General features: G+C 60.1%; 15 protein-coding genes. 2 read left to right on the top strand and 13 right to left on the bottom strand.

From position 1 onward, the window contains the following. Positions 1 to 113: 113 nt before the first annotated feature. Entirely contained in the window at positions 114 to 1,688 is a 1,575-nt protein-coding gene (locus tag GJA_RS18165) for a M20/M25/M40 family metallo-hydrolase (protein WP_038494963.1), read from the bottom strand. A gap of 239 nt (positions 1,689 to 1,927) precedes the next feature. Between GJA_RS18165 and GJA_RS18160 the strand changes: the two genes are divergently transcribed. After that, the gene (locus tag GJA_RS18160; protein ID WP_038494961.1) at positions 1,928 to 2,365 is read left to right on the top strand and encodes a VirK family protein; all 438 of its coding nucleotides are present in this window, start codon (positions 1,928 to 1,930) and stop codon (positions 2,363 to 2,365) included. A gap of 80 nt (positions 2,366 to 2,445) precedes the next feature. On the opposite strand, the gene GJA_RS18155 is transcribed toward GJA_RS18160, so the two are convergent. Continuing rightward, positions 2,446 to 3,705, bottom strand: a complete 1,260-nt coding sequence (locus tag GJA_RS18155) for a nitronate monooxygenase (RefSeq protein ID WP_038494958.1) — start codon at positions 3,703 to 3,705, stop codon at positions 2,446 to 2,448. A 179-nt stretch (positions 3,706 to 3,884) separates the two neighbouring features. Continuing rightward, a complete protein-coding gene (locus GJA_RS18150) occupies positions 3,885 to 4,370 on the bottom strand; it encodes a YajQ family cyclic di-GMP-binding protein (protein ID WP_038494955.1) in 486 nt (161 codons plus the stop codon). Positions 4,371 to 4,553: 183 nt separating this feature from the next. Between GJA_RS18150 and murB the strand changes: the two genes are divergently transcribed. After that, positions 4,554 to 5,582: a UDP-N-acetylmuramate dehydrogenase gene (gene murB, locus GJA_RS18145; protein ID WP_038494953.1), complete on the top strand. Its 1,029-nt coding sequence runs from the start codon at positions 4,554 to 4,556 to the stop codon at positions 5,580 to 5,582. A 50-nt stretch (positions 5,583 to 5,632) separates the two neighbouring features. On the opposite strand, the gene ppnP is transcribed toward murB, so the two are convergent. The 10 genes from ppnP to argF form a co-directional block, all read right to left on the bottom strand. Further along, entirely contained in the window at positions 5,633 to 5,947 is a 315-nt protein-coding gene (ppnP, locus tag GJA_RS18140; RefSeq protein WP_038494950.1) for a pyrimidine/purine nucleoside phosphorylase, read from the bottom strand. A 14-nt stretch (positions 5,948 to 5,961) separates the two neighbouring features. After that, on the bottom strand, positions 5,962 to 7,008 hold the full coding sequence (locus tag GJA_RS18135; protein WP_051781076.1) for a diguanylate cyclase: 1,047 nt from the start codon (positions 7,006 to 7,008) through the stop codon (positions 5,962 to 5,964). Between the two features lie 78 nt (positions 7,009 to 7,086). Next, positions 7,087 to 8,115, bottom strand: coding sequence for a chemotaxis-specific protein-glutamate methyltransferase CheB (gene cheB, locus GJA_RS18130; protein ID WP_038494947.1), 1,029 nt, complete (start codon positions 8,113 to 8,115; stop codon positions 7,087 to 7,089). Continuing rightward, entirely contained in the window at positions 8,112 to 10,463 is a 2,352-nt protein-coding gene (locus tag GJA_RS18125; protein ID WP_038494945.1) for a hybrid sensor histidine kinase/response regulator, read from the bottom strand. The genes cheB and GJA_RS18125 overlap by 4 nt, the downstream gene beginning before the upstream one ends. Then, positions 10,460 to 11,149, bottom strand: coding sequence for a chemotaxis protein CheW (locus GJA_RS18120; RefSeq protein ID WP_038494942.1), 690 nt, complete (start codon positions 11,147 to 11,149; stop codon positions 10,460 to 10,462). The genes GJA_RS18125 and GJA_RS18120 overlap by 4 nt, the downstream gene beginning before the upstream one ends. A 9-nt stretch (positions 11,150 to 11,158) precedes the next feature. Then, complete coding sequence (locus GJA_RS18115; protein ID WP_038494939.1) at positions 11,159 to 12,445, bottom strand: CheR family methyltransferase; 1,287 nt, start codon at positions 12,443 to 12,445, stop codon at positions 11,159 to 11,161. Beyond that, complete coding sequence (locus GJA_RS18110; protein ID WP_038494936.1) at positions 12,442 to 12,918, bottom strand: chemotaxis protein CheW; 477 nt, start codon at positions 12,916 to 12,918, stop codon at positions 12,442 to 12,444. Before GJA_RS18110 ends, GJA_RS18115 begins: the two co-directional genes overlap by 4 nt. 3 nt (positions 12,919 to 12,921) lie before the next feature. Next, entirely contained in the window at positions 12,922 to 14,733 is a 1,812-nt protein-coding gene (locus GJA_RS18105) for a methyl-accepting chemotaxis protein (RefSeq protein WP_038494934.1), read from the bottom strand. A gap of 166 nt (positions 14,734 to 14,899) precedes the next feature. Beyond that, positions 14,900 to 16,135, bottom strand: coding sequence for an argininosuccinate synthase (locus GJA_RS18100; RefSeq protein WP_038494931.1), 1,236 nt, complete (start codon positions 16,133 to 16,135; stop codon positions 14,900 to 14,902). A gap of 57 nt (positions 16,136 to 16,192) precedes the next feature. Then, positions 16,193 to 17,122 carry an ornithine carbamoyltransferase gene (argF, locus tag GJA_RS18095; protein WP_038500340.1) on the bottom strand — a complete coding sequence of 310 codons (930 nt, stop codon included), beginning with the start codon at positions 17,120 to 17,122 and terminating at the stop codon, positions 16,193 to 16,195. Positions 17,123 to 17,261 lie beyond the last annotated feature (139 nt).

Genomic DNA, 17,261 nt, shown 5'->3' with positions numbered 1-17,261 from the left:
GCGGATTTTTATGCGTAACCGGCTGGCGTGAAAAACATAAAAGGGGGAGCAGGCCGCAGGCCTGCTCCCCCTTTTATGACGCCGGGCCGGCCCGGCGAATCCAACTTGCTTCTTTATTGCGGCGGATAAGTCACCGTCAGCGTATACGACGATGTCGTCGCGTAGCCGTTCAGCAATACATACACATCCCCGTTCACTGCCAGGCTGATGCTGCAGGTTTCCGCGCTGCTTGGACCATCCGATTTGCAATCGTAGCTGGTGGTGGTCGGCGCCGTATTTTTGCGCACATACAAATCGCTGTCGCCGCTGCCGCTCAGCACTGCCTTGAAACTCCCGCCTGCCGCCTTGAACGGACCGAAGGTTTTCTTTTGGTTCTTGGCCAGGCTGCCGCTGAAGGTTTCGACCTTGTCCGGCGGCGGCAAGGCTCCTGGCCCATCGCTGCCCAGCTCGATCGCATACGCGGCCGCCAGGCGTGCAAATTTCAATGCATGCAGCGCCTGGTTGCCGGAGTTGGCATAAGTGTCGTTAGCGCTGTGGATATGCGGATTGTCTTGCGAAAACGCGGTTTCAAATGGCATCGAGGCGGCATAACCCTGCGCTGTCCAGGAGGCATGGTCGGAGCAGCCGTAACCGCAAGTGTCGTAGCCGATACTCAGCGTCGGTAAATAAGTGTTGATCAGTTTCACGGCAAAGGCATTTTGCTGGCTGTCGGTATAGTCGGTGTAGATATAAATATCGTTCGGCGAACCTTTGTAATTGGTCATGTCCAACTGCATCACGCCAACCACATTGACATTATTGGCCTTGAAGTTTTGCGCAATCTCTTGCGAGCCGCGCAAGCCGACTTCTTCGGCCGCATAGGCGATCAATTTGATGGTACGTCGCGGAACATAGCCATTTGCCAGCATCGCGCGCAATGCTTCGGTCATGCTGGCGATGCCGGAGGCATCGTCATCGGCGCCCGGCGCCCGCATGCTTTCGCCGGAACCGTTTTGATTGATGGAGTCCAGGTGCGCGCCGAGCACCACTACCTCGGCGCCATTGTCGCTGCCATTGATCGTCAGGATCACCGATTTCTGGGAGTAGCCGGCATGGGTAAACTGGCTGACGCTGATATCGCTGCGCCCGCTTGCCATGGTGCTCCATTTTTGCTTGAGCCAATTGGAAGCATTCACGCCGCCGCTGGTGTTGTAGTAGCGGTTGGTGAAGCCGGACAAGTCGACGATGGTTTGGGCGATGTTGCTATCTTGCATTTGAGCCAGTACCGGTGTCACCAGCGCCTGCTGGTCGATCGCATACGATGGCCGGCTCGATGCGGCCAGGCTGGCCGGGGCTTTTGTCAATGCCTGCTTGCCGGCGCTTTCGCTGGCGTGATACATGAAGCCGCCGCAACGTTTGAGTTCCTGGTGGATCGCCGCCGACAGCAGGCGCATCTGCTGGTCGTCGACTTCGACCAGGTGAACTTTTTCGCTGCCCGACAGACTGCTTGTGCCTGCCTGTATCAGCCGGCTTTCCCTGGCAATCGCTAACGGCGCCGCTTTTTGTAACTGGGCGTAGGCGGCGTCGCCGAGCGTGATCCAGCTTTTGGGCGTATCCGCCGCTACAGCCTGGCTTACACCCAATAGATTGGCGCTGAATAAGGCGAACCAGAAGCAACGACGCAGGACGACATTTTGATGAATTCCCATCTTTTCCTTTTTTATCAGTTAATTTTGATCAATCAAATTTTCGATTGACCCGCTATTATTATTGATAAAAAAGATTGAAAAATCACCAATTGATTCTATTGGCGTATTTTTTTTAAAAACTTCAGTATTTGACCTTGATCGGGTTTCATTCAATCATGGCAAACTTGCTTTCTATCCATTGACAGGGCCATCACGGCTATCGCATATTTCTATACTTTATTGAATGGAGGAAACATCAAGTGCGTATCCGTTTATCCCTTGCTATTATATTGGCAACTAATCTTTTGCTGGGTATCGCTGTTGTCAAAGCCGAGCCCGTCAGCCAGTACGAGCAATTGCGTACCCAACTCTTTGCCGGCGTGGCCACTACCGCGATCTTCAGCCCTGCCGAATGCCAGAATCCGGCCAGCACCGCCGCGCCGCGGGCCTTGTCCGGTGGCTTGGCGATACGTGACTTCTTCGAAGTCGCTGGCAAGAATATTGGTTTTGCCAATCAGCACCTGACGGTACGTGCGGATGGCACGACGGTGCTTGAGTTGGTGCAATACCGCGCGCTGCCCGACGATACCGGAACCGTGACGGTGCGTTCCTTGTCACCGGTGACGTATCAGCCGCTATCAGCCGCGCAAGTATTCCAATGCACGCTGGGCAAGGGACTGCGCTTCGTCCACGGCTGACCGGCATCGCTTGCTGATCGTGCAGACATAAAAAAACCGGCATACGCTGCAAAACGTATGCCGGTTTTTTATGGCCAGATTCAGCCCTGGACTTCTTTTTCAGGCAGTGCGATCTGGTTGTCGACACTGAACTGGTAATCCTTGAAGACGTGCTCGGCGCTGAGGATTTGGTAATCGCCATTGTCGAGCTTGTGTGTCGTGTCTTTCAAACGATAGGTGTAATGGCCGCAAGTCCAGCAATTGAAATTGCGCATATGCGTGCACAAACACGTCTTGTCCATCACCACCACGGTCTTTTGTTCCGGATGGGCCGCCACTTCGCGGTTGTAGGAATTGATGTAGGCGCAATTACCGGTCGCATCCAGCAGGTAGCCGTACGATTCGCAGCCCGGACGGATGCCGGCGCCGATGGCCGGTGTGTTTTTCAGCATGCGCATCGGGTAGCCGGTCGGCGACACGCCGTTGACGATGATGTCTTCTTCCTGGGCCTTGGCGTATTCCTGCTTGACCTTGGCTGGCAAGCCGCATTCGTGAGTGATGGTGAAGCGGGTGGCCACTTGCACGCCGGCCGCGCCTGCTTCCAGGAACGATACCGCGTCGCTGCCGGTAAAGATGCCGCCTGCGGCGATCAGCGGGATATCGAGCTGTTCAGCTTTCAGGTAGGCAAGGATTTCCGCCGTGATGATATGCAAATCGTAATTTGCCCAATCCATGCCGAAACCCAGGTGGCCGCCGGCCAATGGCCCTTCGACGATGATGAAGTCAGGCAAACGGTCGAGCTTGGCGTTCTTGCGCAAGAAGATTTGCAGCGCGCGCACCGACGAGACGATGATGCCCAGCTTGGCGTCGCGGAAACGCGGGTGATCCGCCATCAAGGCGAACGAGCCGAAGTGCAGGCCGGCCGACAGGGTGATGCCGTCGATGCCGGCGTCCAGCGCGGCGTTCAGGCGCACGCGCAAGGTTTCGCGCGGGCCGTTCATGGTCAGCTTTTCCATGCAATTGACGAAAATCAGGCCATCGCCTTTTTTCGCTTCCATGGTCTTTCCGATGTGCAAGCGCTGGGCTTCCGCCAGGCGGCCCAGGTCGAACTGGACCACCGCCTTGTCGCTATTATTGATGTTGAATTTGTACAGCTTCGTCTTGTCTTTGACAAAAGTGGTATCGAAGCGGCGATCCGAAACATCTTCCACCATCGCATCCGAGATATGGCCGATGCCGTTCAATCTGGCCGCTTCCAGCGCCAGCTCCGAAGTGGAAATATCCACACCCATTCCGCCTATCATGATGGGCACATATTCTTTTTTGCCAAATCTCAGGCGGAAATCATCAACACGTTTCATTGCTATCCTTAGACTACCGTGGTTATCACTGAGCCAGATGTGCGTTTGCCCCCGCTGCCATCATAGGCGGCAGGCGCTGTGCACGAACTTTGCGCAGCCTCAATTCTACCTTATGCAGGCAGGCTCCCCGAGGCTGGTCGCACAGATTGGTATTCTGCGCACAGATTGCTATTTTGCGATTAATCGCGGAAATTATTAAATTCGAGCGGCATGTCCGGCACGTCCTTGCGCAGCATCGCCATGGCGGCCTGCAAGTCGTCGCGCTTGGCGCCGGTGATGCGCACGGCTTCGCCCTGGATGCTGGCTTGCACCTTCATCTTGCTATCCTTGATGACGCGCACGATTTTCTTGGCGTCGTCGGTCTCGATGCCATTCTTGATCTTGATGATTTGCTTGACCTTGTCGCCGCCGATTTTCTTGATATCGCCTTCGTCAAGGAAGCGTACGTCGACCTTGCGCTTGGCCAGTTTATTGGTCAGCACGTCGCGTACCTGGCTCAGCTGGAAATCGGAATCGGCGAAAGCGCTCAATTCGTTTTCCTTTTGTTCGACGCGCGCATCGCTGCCCTTGAAGTCGAAACGGGTCGAGATTTCCTTGTTGGCTTGCTCGACGGCGTTTTTTACTTCGATCATATCGGCTTCGGAAACTACATCAAATGACGGCATGGTCTATTCCTTTGTGTGTGGCGGGCGCGTAGATTCAGCGCGCCGGGCCGCGCATATTCTTGCAAGAATGGCGCAGCCGCGTTAAAGATGCGACATTTTAACGGACAACGGGCGGGCTGCCCTTGTCCAGAGCTGGTTTTTTGTGTGTTTCGCTCTATAATCAAGCAAAAATATCGGTACGCCATGCATCCACAGCTCCCCATCCAGCACAATTTCCCGCTCCAGTCCCTGAACAGCTTCGGTATCGCCGCCAGCGCCCACGCTTATCTGCGGGTCATATCGCTGGCCGATTTGCAGGCCGCGCTGGCCGATCCGGTGCTGGCCGCGTTGCCGCGCCTGCTGCTGGGCGGCGGCAGCAATATCGTGCTGACCGGCAACTTTCCCGGGCTGGTATTACATATGGCGATACGCGGCATGGAGATCGCCGGCAACGACGACCAATACACCTACGTGCGCGCGGCGGCCGGCGAAAGCTGGCACGGTTTTGTGTGCTGGACGCTGGAGCAAGGCTTGGGCGGGCTGGAAAACCTGTCCCTGATCCCGGGTACCGTCGGCGCCGCGCCGGTCCAGAATATCGGCGCCTACGGCGTCGAAATCAAGGATGTGTTGCACAGCGTGACTGTATTCGACAGCCAGCGCGGCACCACGTTTACGATGACGGGCGACGCTTGCCGTTTTGCTTACCGCGACAGCATCTTCAAGCAAGCCGAAGGGCGCGGCTGGGTGATCCTCGACGTGACGTTTGCCTTGCCTAAACAATGGTCGGCCAATCTGCGCTACGCCGAGCTGGCGCAGGCGCTGGCGGAACAGGGAGAACAGCCGCCGAGCGCGCAGCAGGTGGCACGGAGCGTGATCGCGATCCGGCGCCGCAAATTGCCCGATCCCGCGGTGATCGGCAATGCCGGCAGTTTTTTCAAGAATCCGGTGGTATCGCGCGAGCAATGTCTAGCTTTACTGGAAACATTTCCAGCGCTGGTGCACCATGCCCAGCCCGACGGCACGGAAAAATTGGCGGCTGGCTGGCTGATCGATCAATGCGGCTGGAAGGGCAAAAGCCTGGGGCCGGCTGGCGTGTATGCCAAGCAAGCCCTGGTCTTGGTCAATCACGGCGGTGCCAGCGGGGCCGATATTACGGACCTGGCGCAGGCGATCCAGCACGATGTGTCGGCTCGTTATGGCGTGCTGTTGTCGCCGGAACCGATTTTTGTGTGACGATGGAGAACAGGGATGACACTGTAGCGAGCGTCATCCTGTCAGGCTGATCAGCCGAAGTGGCAAACGTAGTCCAGCGTTTCGACCGTTTCGATATCGAAGTGGGAATTGCCGCTCACCTGGAATTGCTGGCCGCCTTCGTAGCTGGTCCACACTTCGCTGTCGGCCAGGCGCACCTTGCATTTGCCGGCCACGATTTCCATGGTTTCCGGCGCACCGGTATTAAAACGCAGCGACGAGACAAAAATCACGCCCACGCTTTTTTTCGTGCCATCAGGGAAGATGACGTTGTGCGACACGCATTTGCCGTCGAAATAGACATTCGATTTCTTGACGACGCTGACATTGTCCAGTTGTGTGCTCATGTAACGATCCTAGGTTAAATTTTTTCGTTTGAAGTTTCCGGCAGTTCGGCCGCGTTACCGACCTGGTTGCGGCCATTGCGCTTGGCCGCATACAAGGCCTGGTCGGCCAGGTGGATCAGTTGCTCCACGCTCGACGACGGCGATGGCACGATGCGCGCCACGCCGATCGACATCGTGACGATGCCCGCCGGCAGCGCTTGCGGATTGTCCAGCGCCAGGCCTTCCAGGTGACGCCGGCACGCTTCCGCCAGCACCAGCGCGCCAGCCAGTTCAGTCCCCGGCAATACCAGGGCAAATTCCTCGCCGCCGTAACGGGCAACCAGGTCGGCCGGGCGTTTCAGGTGCTCGGTCAGCACCGCCGCCACTTTCTTCAGGCACAGGTCGCCCGCCAGATGGCCAAAAGTATCATTGTAATTCTTGAAATGATCGATATCGCATAGCAGCAAGCTCAACGCTTCTTGCTCGCGCTGGCCGCGCTGCCATTCGAATTGCAGCACTTCATCGAAGCGGCGCCGGTTGGCGATGCCGGTCAAGCCGTCCAGCGCCGCCAGTTTTTGCAGTTCGATATTGGCGTCGGCCAGGTTTTTCTGGCTTTCGCGCAAGAAGCGGAATGCCTGGTCGCGCTGCAAGCGGCTGATATGGGCCGCCGAGTGGTAGCGTATGCGCGCCAGCAACTCCAGCCGGTCCGGCAATTTGACGACGTAATCGTTGGCGCCGACGGCAAAGCTGTGCGCCTTCAGTTTTGGATCTTCCTTGGCCGAGAGCACGATCACCGGCGTATGGTTCAATTCTTCCGTCTCGCGATATTGCTGGATCAAACCGAAGCCGTCGATGCCGGGCATCACCAGGTCTTGCAAGATCACCGTCGGCTGCAGGCTGATCGCGGTAGTGCGCGCCTGCGCAGCGTCGGTCACATAATGGAACTCGATGTCTTGCTGGTCGCTTAACATGCGGCGGATTGCTTCCGCGATGATCAACTGGTCATCCACCAATAATACACAGACTTTGAAATCCATCAGGGCCGGGTCTTGCTGAGCGTTGCTCGTAGTGATATCGGACATCTAGACTCTCTTCAGAGGTGAGTGCGGGCGGCGGACGCCCGGTATTGCCTTTTCATTATTGCTGACTGTGCAGATTATTCATGGCTTGCCGCCGGCCCTGCTGCGCAAACTGGGGCCGATCTTATCTAACGGTAATATTAACTGTGCCGCATCGAGCTCGGCCGCCGCGCGCGGCATGCCGTACACGGCACTGCTGGCCTGGTCTTGCGCGATAGTGCTTTTGCCGGCGCGGCGCAAGGCCAGCAAACCTTCGCCGCCGTCGCGGCCCATGCCGGTCAGTAAAATGCCGACCGCGTCGCCGCGCCAGTGCAAGGCCACGCAGTGGAAGAACACATCGACCGATGGCCGGTACACATAATCCCGTGGTGCAGCATCGTAACTCAAGCGATAATTTTGATCCAGCACCAAGTGATCGTTGGTCTTGGCGATCAGCACCGTGCCGGCCACCAGTTCATCGCCATCGGCGATCACCCGCACCGGGATGGTCAACTGGTCGCCCAGCCATTTGGCGAAATGCGATGCAAAGGTTTCATCGATGTGCTGCACCACCACGATGGCGCAGCCGGGCGGCGGGGTCCAGCCAGCCAATACCCTGGCCACCGCCGACGGGCCGCCGGTCGAGGCGCCGATCGCCACCAGCATCGTGACCTGGCTGTCGCGCCGTTCCGGCAGATTACCCCAGCCCGATTTTGGCAGCGGACCATCGTCGCTGCCACTATGCCTGATAAGCTTGCCGATAGTCTTGATCTTGGTCAATAATTCGATATCGCCGCCTGGTTTTCCTTGCAATACCGGCGTCGCGGTGACATCCAGCGCACCGGCGCCCAGCGCGCGGAATACCTGGTTGACATTGTCTTGCGGCCGGCCGGTGACCACCAGGATGGCGCACGGCGTTTGCTCCATGATCAGCCGGGTTGCTTCGACGCCATCCATTTCCGGCATGTTCAAGTCCATCAGGATCAGGTCGGGCCGGTTCTCGGCGCACATCGTGACCGCTTCCTGGCCGGTACGGGCGATCCACAGCACCTGGTGTTCCTGGGTGCTGGCGACCACCCGGCGCAGCGCTTCCGCCGCCATCGCGACATCGTTGGCAATCGCGATCTTCATCGGCGCGCATCCCCGATCAGGTCGGCTACCGCTTCGAGCAGTGTTTCATCGTGGAAACTACCTTTGGTCAAATAATAATCGGCGCCGGCCGACAGGCCGCGCGCGCGGTCTTCCGGGCGGTCCTTGTACGATACGATCATCACGGGGAGCTTGTACAAATGCAAATCCTTTTTAATCAGCGACACCAGTTCGATGCCATCCATGCGCGGCATGTCGACGTCGGTAATGACCAGGTCGTACTCGCCGCTGCGCACCACGTTCCAGCCGTCGATGCCGTCGATCGCGATATCGACTTCGAAACCGCGCGCCTGCAACAGCTTGCGCTCCATTTCGCGCACCGTCAGCGAATCGTCGACCACCAGGATGCGTTTCATCTTGCGCCGGTCCGACTGGTCGGCCCGGGCCAGCCGGTGCAGGCCGCCCTCGTGCAGCAATTTCTCTATCGATAATAGCAAATCGGGCACGTCGAGTATCAGCACCGGTTCGCCATCGTCGAGCAGGGCGGCGGCGGAAATGTCGCGCATCTTGCCGAAAATCGGGTCGATCGCCTGCACCGCCAGGCTTTGCTCGCCGCGGATCTGGTCGACCACCAGCGCGTAGCTTTGCTTGCCGCGCCCGATCACCACCACCGGCAATTCGTCCATGCCGGCGTCGCTGTCGCCCAGTTCCAGTACTTGTGCCGCCGACACCAGCCCGAGGTGCTCGCCCTTGAGGTCGAAGAATTGCTTGTTTTCCAGCGTGTGGATCGCCGCTTGCGGCACCCGCACCACACTTTCCACCTTGACGATGGGGATCGCGTAGGCCTCGCCCTTGATATCGACCACCAGCGCGCGCACGATCGATTGCGTCAGCGGCAAGGTAATCAAGGCACGGAACCCCCGGCCCGGATCGGATTCCAGGCGCACCGTGCCGTTTTGCTGGCGTATCGTTTCATGCACGATATCGAGGCCGACGCCGCGCCCGGACAATTGATTGGCCGATTCCTTCAGGCTAAAGGCCGGCAAGAACAGAAATTCCAGCAACTCGGACGGCGACAGCGCGGCCGCCATCGCCGGACTGGCCATCTTGCGGCCGATCACCGACTGGCGGATTTTTTCCAGATTGACGCCGCGCCCGTCGTCGCTGATTTCAATGCTGAGCATGCCGGCCCGGTGTTTTGCGTCCATCCGTATCGTGCCCAACGGTTCCTTGCCGGCCTCGATCCGTTCCATCGGCGTTTCCATGCCATGGTCGATCGCATTGCGCAGCATATGGTTCAGCGGACTTTCGATCTTGGCCAGGATGTCGCGGTCGACCAGCGTGTCTTCGCCATCGATCTGCAACTGCACGTCCTTGCCCAAGCTGCGCGCCAGGTCGCGCACCATGCGCGGAAATGCGTTGATGCCGTCGCGGAAAGGGCGCATGCGCAGCGCCAGCACTTCATCGACCATGCCTTTCGATACCGACAATAAACGCCGCTCATAGGTTTCGATGTCGGCGATATGTTCCAGCATGAATTGTTTCAGCGGTTGGGTCTTTTGCAGCGCCAGCAGCGATTTTTCTTTCAGGCCGGCGTCGTCGGAACGCGAAATGGCTTCATGCAATTGTTCGACCGCCGCGAACAGGCTGCTCTGGTTGCGCTTGAAACGTTGCAGCGAGGCGATGAACGGGTGCATCAAATGGGCATTGATACGCGATTCGCTGGCCAGCGACAGCAGCCGGTCGAAGTTTTGCGCCTGGCCTTTTTGCGCCGCGCGCGGCGCGCTGGCCGGTTCTTCAGGCGCTGGCGCGGGCGTGCCAGGTGGGTTTTCCGGCGCGGCTTGCGGCACGGCCTCCGGCGCGATAGCCGGTGCGGTAGCCGGTACGGTAGCCGGTACGGTTTCCACAGCGCGGAACGCGGCCGGCGAGGCTTTCTGCGGCGTGGCCGGCGGCGGCAGGGCCGGCAATTCCGGCAAGTCGGCGAGGGTCGCGATGGCGTTCAGCGTGCGGTCGATCTGGGCCGCGTTCTTGAGCAGCCATACTTCGGCGCCGGTATCGTCGAGGCGCGACAATTGCATGATCAGGTCGACCCCGGACAGCAGCACGTCGACCCGTTCCGGCGTCAGTTTCAGCAAGCCGTGCTGGGCCGCGACAAAGCTGTCTTCCATGCCGTGCGCCAGTTGCACCACCACGTCCAGGCCGACGATCGCCGCCGCGCCCTTGATCGAGTGGGCGGCGCGCATCATCGACTCGACCGCCCCGGCGTCGCCGGCGCTGCGCTCCATCGCCAGCAAGCCGTCGGTCAGCAACTGGGTCTGGCTGTCGGCCTCCATGCGGAACAAGTCCAGCATCGAGAAATTGCTGAGGTCACCGTTCTGGTCCTGGCTCATCGTAACAGTCTCGCAAGTTGGTGGCCGATCAGCGCCGCGTCGAGGCAGCCGATGTGCATGTCGTCATGGCTGATCACGCCCGACAGGAAACGCGACAAGCCCTTGTTGATGGTCGCCGCCGGTGACTGCATCGTGCTCGACGCATAACGCACGATGCCGTGCAAGTCGGCCACCGGCAGCGCGAACGTTTGCTCTTCCCAGGTCATCAGCAGCAGCCGCGCAAAGGTGTGGCGGCCCTTGACCGGCGCCACATCGTGCTCGTCGATGCCGAGCAGCGTGGCCAGCGACATGCACGGATACAGCTTGCCGCCGACATTGACGATGCCGGTCAGGCCGCGTCCGCCACGGTGCGGCAGCACATGCGGCTTGGCTTGCGGCGCCACCGACAGAAAGATTTTGGTCGGCAGCGCCAGCCATTCGCGGCCGATGCGAAAGACCAGCACCGAACTGTCGCTCTGGTCGCGCGCGGCGCTGCCGGCGCGGAAATGGCGGGCCCATTCCTGCTGGTAGTCGTCGCCGACCACGCGCTGCAAATTGCGCTGCGCCGCGTCGGCATACACGGCGCAATTGCGGCAGTGTATATGCTGGACCAGTTTGTCGCAGCTCTGGTCGCCGACCACGCCGATGCTGTTCCAGCAATCGGTGATGGTGACCAGCGTCTCGATCGGGGAGGCGGGTATCGTCATGGTGGGTTCTTACGTGGCTAGCCGGCGCTGGTAGATGCGCGCCGCGCGGGCTTTCAGGTTGGCCGCGGCGGTGCGGTTGCCGTTTTTTTCGGCCAGCAGCGCCAAATGGCACATCGCATCGTAATGGTCGGGTTGCAAATAAATGCAGCGTCGCCAATAGTCTTCGGCCAGGTCCATCTTGCCGCCGTGTTCATTCAAGATGCCGAGCAAGAAATAAGCGTCGGCGGCGCCGTTGCCGTCCGGATGACGGGCCAGGTGGGCGTGGCATTGTTCGCCGGCTTCCTTGAAGCGGCCCAGGTCGGCCAGCCGGCGCGCCTGCTGCAGCAGATCGTCATTGGCGGCGGTTTGCTGCGCCGGCATGGCCACGGCCACGGCCTTGGCCTTGGCCTTGGCCTTGGCCTGCGGCGGCGCGGCGCGGGGGACGCCAGGCACCGTTGGCGGCACCGATGTCAATACCGGCCGTGGTGCGGGGCTGCTCCTCGGCAGGGGCAGTTTGGGCGCTTCCGCGACTACCGGCACACCGGAGTCTTTTTTCAGCGCAAACGCCTGGCGGTGCTGCAGTGGCGTAAAACCGTTCTGGCAAAACGACGGCACTTCTGCATAACCGGCCAGCAGCATGCCGTCGTCGGCCAGCAGCGCCGACAGCTTGGCGATCGCGCTGCGGGTGGTCGGCTTGTCGAAATAAATCAGCAGGTTGCGGCAAAACACCACGTCGTAATATTTGGCGTAGGTGGCCGTGTCGAAGTGCAGCAGGTTGCCTTGCCTGAACTTGACCTGGGTCCGCAAGGAGTCGAGGATGCGGTAGTCATCCTCGTTGACATGCGTGAAATAACGGTCGCGGTAGCGTTCGCGGAAGGCCGGGTCTTGCGAGCGGAATGCGTTGCGGCCATATACGCCAGCCTGCGCCCGTTCGATGCAGGCCGGACTGAGGTCGTAGGCGTCGATGCTGAACGCCTCTTTCGGCACGCCGGCGTCGCGCAGCGCCATCACCATCGAATACGGTTCCTCGCCGCCGGCGCAGGGAATCGTCAGGATGCGCGTGATGCGCTGCTGCGACCAGCGTTCCCGCACCAGTTCGACGCTCGCGTAAAACGCTTGCGGGTCGCGGAACAGCCACGATTCCGGCACCACCACCAGTTCGATCAGCTGGCTCAGTTCGCCCGGCGTCAGCGCTTCCAGGTAAGCGTCGATGTCGGCGAAATGGTAGTGTTCCATGCGCTGCCGCACGGCCCGTTCGGCCACCGATTTCGACACGCTCAGGCCGCTGGCCTGGCGCAGCAGCGACTGGATACTCATGCCGCCGCCTCGCCGGCGGAGCTGGCCGGGGCCGGCTGGAACAGGATCGCGCGCAGCGCCGCCGGCAGCAATTGCTCCAGTTCGATCAATTGCAGGATGCCGTCGGCATCGCTGGCCACCTGGCCGAGGAAGGGCGCCGACAGCACGCCGCTGTCGCTGAGCGCCGCCGGTGCGATGTCGCGGATGCCGCGCACCTGGCTGGCCAATAAACCCAGCGGATGGGCTACGCCATCCGGGCCGCGGTAGTCGACGATCACGATGCGGGTGTCGAAATGGTCGGCCGCCGCCGGCAAGCCGGCCAGGCGCGACAGTTCGATCACCGGCACGCTCGTGCCGTGCAGGTCCATCAGGCCGGCCACATGGTCTGGCGCCAGCGGCAATTGCTTCAATTCCAGCAGCGGCAGCACGCGCATGATGCTGGTCAGCCGCAAGCCGTAGCGGTCGCCGCCGATGTGGAAGACCAGGACTTTCATGATCTAGATCGTCACCGCGAAATTGGACACGCTCGACTGCAGGTCGCCGGCCGCGTATTGCAGCTGGTGCACCGCCTCGCTGGTGGCTTTCAGCGACTCGACCGTTTGCTGGGTGGCGTCGTTGAGCTGCATCATGGTGTCGGAAATTTGCGACGCGCCGATCGCTTGCGACTGCATGCCTTGCAGCACGGCGTCGAATTGCGGCGTCAGTTTTTGCACCTGGTCCATCACCGATGACAATTGTTCGGCCACCTGGCGCACTTCGCCGACGCTGCGGCGTATCTCTTCCGAGAATTTATCCATGCCCATCACACTGGCCGATACCGCCGACTGCATTTCCTTGAGCATTTGTTCGATATCCCAGGTCGATACCGACGTCTGGTCGGCCAGGCGGCGGATTTCGGTCGCCACCACCGAAAAGCCGCGGCCCGCCTCGCCCGCCTTTTCAGCTTCGATCGCGGCGTTCAGCGACAGGATGTTGGTCTGGTCGGCCACCTTGGTAATCGTGATCAGCACGCTATTGATATTGCTGGCCTTTTCCGACAGCGCCGCCAGTTTGGCGTTGATCGAATCGGTCGCCGTGACCATGTGCTGCATGGTCGCGTCCATGCGCTTCAAATTGTTTTGCGCTTCGGCGGTGGCGTTGGTGGTGTAGTCGGCGACCTGGGTCGCGTCTTCCATGGTTTTCAGCAACTGGCTGGTATTGGCCGAGATTTCCTTGGTGGTGCTGAGGATTTCGACGCTGGTCTGGGCCTGCTCGATGCCGGTGGCTTCCTGCTGGCGCGCCGAGGCGGCGATTTCGGTGGCCGAGGTGGTCACCTGGATGCCGGCTTTTTGCACATTGTTGAGCAGGCTGCGCAGGTTCTCGAACATCTTCGCCAGGCCGTTGCCCAACTGGCCGATGGCGTCGCTGCCGCCGATGGTGACCTTGCCGGTCAGGTCGCCCGAGGCGGCTTTCGACACCACTTCCAGCAGCGAATCGACTTTCGATTTCAGCATATTGGTGGCCGCCAGTTCATTGGCCTGGTTATCCTGGATGGTTTGCGCCATGCGGTTGAATTCGGTGGTCACCTGGCCCAGTTCGTCGCGCGACAGGATCTCGGCGCGCGCGCCCTGTTCGCCGCCGGCGATGCGGCCGACCGCATGGGTCAGGTTGTTCAGCGGCGCCAGCAGCGCGCGGCCCAGCAGGTAGGAAATGCCCAGCGCCAGCAGGATGCAGCCCAGGCCGCCCAGCGCCAGCGTCAGCAGCATGGTGTCTTGCAGCTTGGCCGAGGTGGCCGAACGTTCGGCCAGCAAGCGGCTTTCTTCCGCGTTGGCGTCGTCGAGCAGCTTGTTGGCTTCGGCGATGGCGGGGTAGCCGCCCGGCGGAATGGTGCGGCCGACGATGTCGGTGGCATTCGGCGTGCTGCCCAGCGCGCGGCGCTTGTCGATCAGCGGCAGGATCCAGTCATGGACCCAGTTGTTGGCCAGCTGTTCAATTTTCTTCAGCCGTTCGCTTTGCGGCTTGTTGTCGACCGTCAGCGCGATCAATCTTTGCAGATGCGTGCGCAGCAGGGCCTGGTCGTCGCGTTCCGGCGTCAGCGACATTTCATTGCCGCTGATGATGAAGCCGCGGGTTTCGACCTGGATTTGCAGGATCGTGTTGCGCACCTTGTCGATTTCGATCATCACTTCCATCGTGTGCCGGTCCCAGTTGTTGGCGTCCGACAGGCGCGTGAAATTGTTATACGCCATGGCCAGCAAGATCAGGATGATCGCCACGATGGAGCCGAAGCCAAGATAGAGTTTATTTTTGATGCTCACGTCTTTAAACATGGTGTCTCCGGGTCAAAACAGCTTGATTCATTGCACTTTAGCATTTTGCCATGCCGGCGCGGGCTTGGGCGCGAAGTTCGGCGCTTATCGCGCCAAAAAGCACAACGGGCCGCCCGAAGGCGGCCCGCTGAGTGCGCCAGACCAAACCGGCGCCGTCTTCAGGTGCTTACTGTTGACCGCGTTTTTCGCGCGCGATGGCGGCGATGCGCATGCGCAGCGCGTTCAGCTTGATGAAGCCGCCGGCGTCGGCCTGGTTGTAGGCGCCGCCGTCTTCGTCGAAGGTCGCGATGTTCATGTCGAACAGCGAATCGGTCTTCGAATCGCGCGACACGACGATCACATTGCCCTTGTACAGCTTGACGCGTACCCAGCCGTTGACGGTCTGCTGGGTGTGGTCGATCAGGGTTTGCAGCGCGACGCGCTCAGGCGCCCACCAGTAGCCGTTGTAGATCATCGATGCGTAGCGCGGCATCAGGTCGTCCTTCAAGTGGGCCACTTCGCGGTCCAGCGTGATCGATTCGATGGCGCGGTGGGCTTTCAACATGATAGCGCCGCCCGGGGTTTCGTAGCAGCCGCGCGACTTCATGCCGACGTAGCGGTTCTCGACCAGGTCGAGGCGGCCGATGCCGTGCTTGCCGCCCAGGCGGTTCAATTCGGCCAGCACGGTGGCGGGCGACATGGCGACGCCGTTCAGCGCGACGATATCGCCGTGCTTGTATTCGATGTCGACGTATTCCGGGGTGTCCGGCGCCGCTTCAGGGCTGACGGTCCAGCGCCACATCGATTCCTCGGCTTCGGCGCTCGGGTTTTCCAGGTGGCGGCCCTCGAAGCTGATGTGCAGCAGGTTGGCGTCCATCGAGTACGGCGCGCCGCCGTTCTTGTGCTTCATGTCGATCTCGATGCCGGCGTCTTCCGCGTATTTCAGCAGTTTTTCGCGCGACAGCAAGTCCCATTCGCGCCATGGGGCGATGATCTTGACGCCCGGTTTCAGCGCGTAGGCGCCCAGTTCGAAACGCACCTGGTCGTTGCCCTTGCCGGTGGCGCCGTGCGAAATCGCGTCGGCGCCGGTGGCGTTGGCGATCTCGATCAGGCGCTTGGCGATCAGCGGACGCGCGATCGAGGTGCCCAGCAGGTATTCGCCTTCGTAGACGGTATTGGCGCGGAACATCGGGAACACGAAATCGCGCACGAATTCTTCGCGCACGTCTTCGATATGGATGTTTTCAGGCTTGATGCCGAACTTGATCGCCTTGGCGCGCGCCGGTTCCAGTTCCTCGCCCTGGCCCAGGTCGGCCGTGAAGGTGACGATTTCGCACTGGTAGTTATCTTGCAGCCATTTCAGGATCACCGAGGTGTCCAGTCCGCCGGAATAGGCCAGGACTACTTTTTTAATATCGCTCATATTGCTTCCATTCGTAGGTCGGTTCAATTCAAATACAGTGCAGGCAATTCATGCGTGTCATTCGGCGCTGTCGATTTTACCCAGCAACAGGTATTCGATCAGCGCTTTTTGCACGTGCAAACGGTTTTCAGCTTCTTCCCACACCACCGATTGCGGGCCGTCGATCACTTCGGCCGCCACTTCTTCGCCGCGATGGGCTGGCAGGCAATGCATGAACAGCGCGTCCGGCGCGGCGCGCGCCATCTTGGCGGCGTCGACGATCCAGCCGTCGAATGCCTTGATGCGGGCCGCGTTTTCGGTTTCGTAGCCCATGCTGGTCCACACGTCGGTATTGACCAGGTGCGCGCCCTGGCAGGCGTCGGACGGGTTGTCGAAGAAGGTGTAGCGCCGCGTCGTCACTTGCGACAGGTCGATGTCGTAGCCCTTCGGGGTCGACACATTGACGTGGAAGCCGAACACTTCGGCCGCCTGCAGCCACGAGTACAGCATATTGTTGGCGTCGCCGACCCACGCCACGATCTTGCCGGCGATCGAGCCGCGGTGTTCGATATAGGTGAAGATATCGGCCAGCACCTGGCATGGGTGGTGTTCATTGGTCAGGCCGTTAATCACCGGCACGCGCGAATTGGCGGCGAAACGCTCGATGATGTCCTGGCCGAAGGTGCGCACCATGATGATGTCGCACATGCGCGACATCACCTGGCCGGCATCTTCCACCGGTTCGCCGCGGCCCAGCTGGGAATCGCGGGTGTTCAGGTAGATCGCGGCGCCGCCCAGCTGGTGCATGCCGGCCTCGAACGACAAACGGGTACGGGTCGAATTCTTTTCAAACACCATCACCAGGGTGCGGTCGATCAACGGGTGGTAGATCTCGTAATTCTTGAATTTACGCTTGATCAGATGGGCGCGTTCGATCACATAATCGTATTCGGCCAAGGTGAAGTCGGAAAATTGCAGGTAATGCTTGATCGGTTTTTTTGGTGACATATTGACCACTTGAAGATGCGCAGGCCGCCGACGGCGTGCCTTTCCCGCCGGTTAAGCGAATCAATTATAAGGGTTTTGCTTTTAGATTGGAAAGATGGCATGACCGGACGTCGTTAATCGGAGTCTGGATATTTAGACG

The sequence above is a fragment of the Janthinobacterium agaricidamnosum NBRC 102515 = DSM 9628 genome (assembly GCF_000723165.1).
In the GTDB taxonomy this organism is placed as follows: Bacteria; Pseudomonadota; Gammaproteobacteria; order Burkholderiales; family Burkholderiaceae_D; genus Janthinobacterium; species Janthinobacterium agaricidamnosum.
The sequence above is the reverse complement of the archived record's forward strand: the minus strand, read 5'-3'. Positions and strand labels throughout refer to the sequence as shown.

What these genes read in the sequence shown, in the direction of transcription:
- GJA_RS18125 (WP_038494945.1), bottom strand. Translation starts at nt 10,463, where the DNA reads ATGAGCCAGGACCAGAACGGTGACCTCAGCAATTTCTCGATGCTGGAC.
- GJA_RS18155 (WP_038494958.1), bottom strand. Translation starts at nt 3,705, where the DNA reads ATGAAACGTGTTGATGATTTCCGCCTGAGATTTGGCAAAAAAGAATAT.
- GJA_RS18100 (WP_038494931.1), bottom strand. Translation starts at nt 16,135, where the DNA reads ATGAGCGATATTAAAAAAGTAGTCCTGGCCTATTCCGGCGGACTGGAC.
- cheB (WP_038494947.1), bottom strand. Translation starts at nt 8,115, where the DNA reads ATGAAGATCGCGATTGCCAACGATGTCGCGATGGCGGCGGAAGCGCTG.
- GJA_RS18105 (WP_038494934.1), bottom strand. Translation starts at nt 14,733, where the DNA reads ATGTTTAAAGACGTGAGCATCAAAAATAAACTCTATCTTGGCTTCGGC.
- GJA_RS18150 (WP_038494955.1), bottom strand. Translation starts at nt 4,370, where the DNA reads ATGCCGTCATTTGATGTAGTTTCCGAAGCCGATATGATCGAAGTAAAA.
- GJA_RS18120 (WP_038494942.1), bottom strand. Translation starts at nt 11,149, where the DNA reads ATGACGATACCCGCCTCCCCGATCGAGACGCTGGTCACCATCACCGAT.
- GJA_RS18135 (WP_051781076.1), bottom strand. Translation starts at nt 7,008, where the DNA reads ATGTCCGATATCACTACGAGCAACGCTCAGCAAGACCCGGCCCTGATG.
- murB (WP_038494953.1), top strand. Translation starts at nt 4,554, where the DNA reads ATGCATCCACAGCTCCCCATCCAGCACAATTTCCCGCTCCAGTCCCTG.
- argF (WP_038500340.1), bottom strand. Translation starts at nt 17,122, where the DNA reads ATGTCACCAAAAAAACCGATCAAGCATTACCTGCAATTTTCCGACTTC.
- GJA_RS18110 (WP_038494936.1), bottom strand. Translation starts at nt 12,918, where the DNA reads ATGAAAGTCCTGGTCTTCCACATCGGCGGCGACCGCTACGGCTTGCGG.
- GJA_RS18115 (WP_038494939.1), bottom strand. Translation starts at nt 12,445, where the DNA reads ATGAGTATCCAGTCGCTGCTGCGCCAGGCCAGCGGCCTGAGCGTGTCG.
- GJA_RS18165 (WP_038494963.1), bottom strand. Translation starts at nt 1,688, where the DNA reads ATGGGAATTCATCAAAATGTCGTCCTGCGTCGTTGCTTCTGGTTCGCC.
- ppnP (WP_038494950.1), bottom strand. Translation starts at nt 5,947, where the DNA reads ATGAGCACACAACTGGACAATGTCAGCGTCGTCAAGAAATCGAATGTC.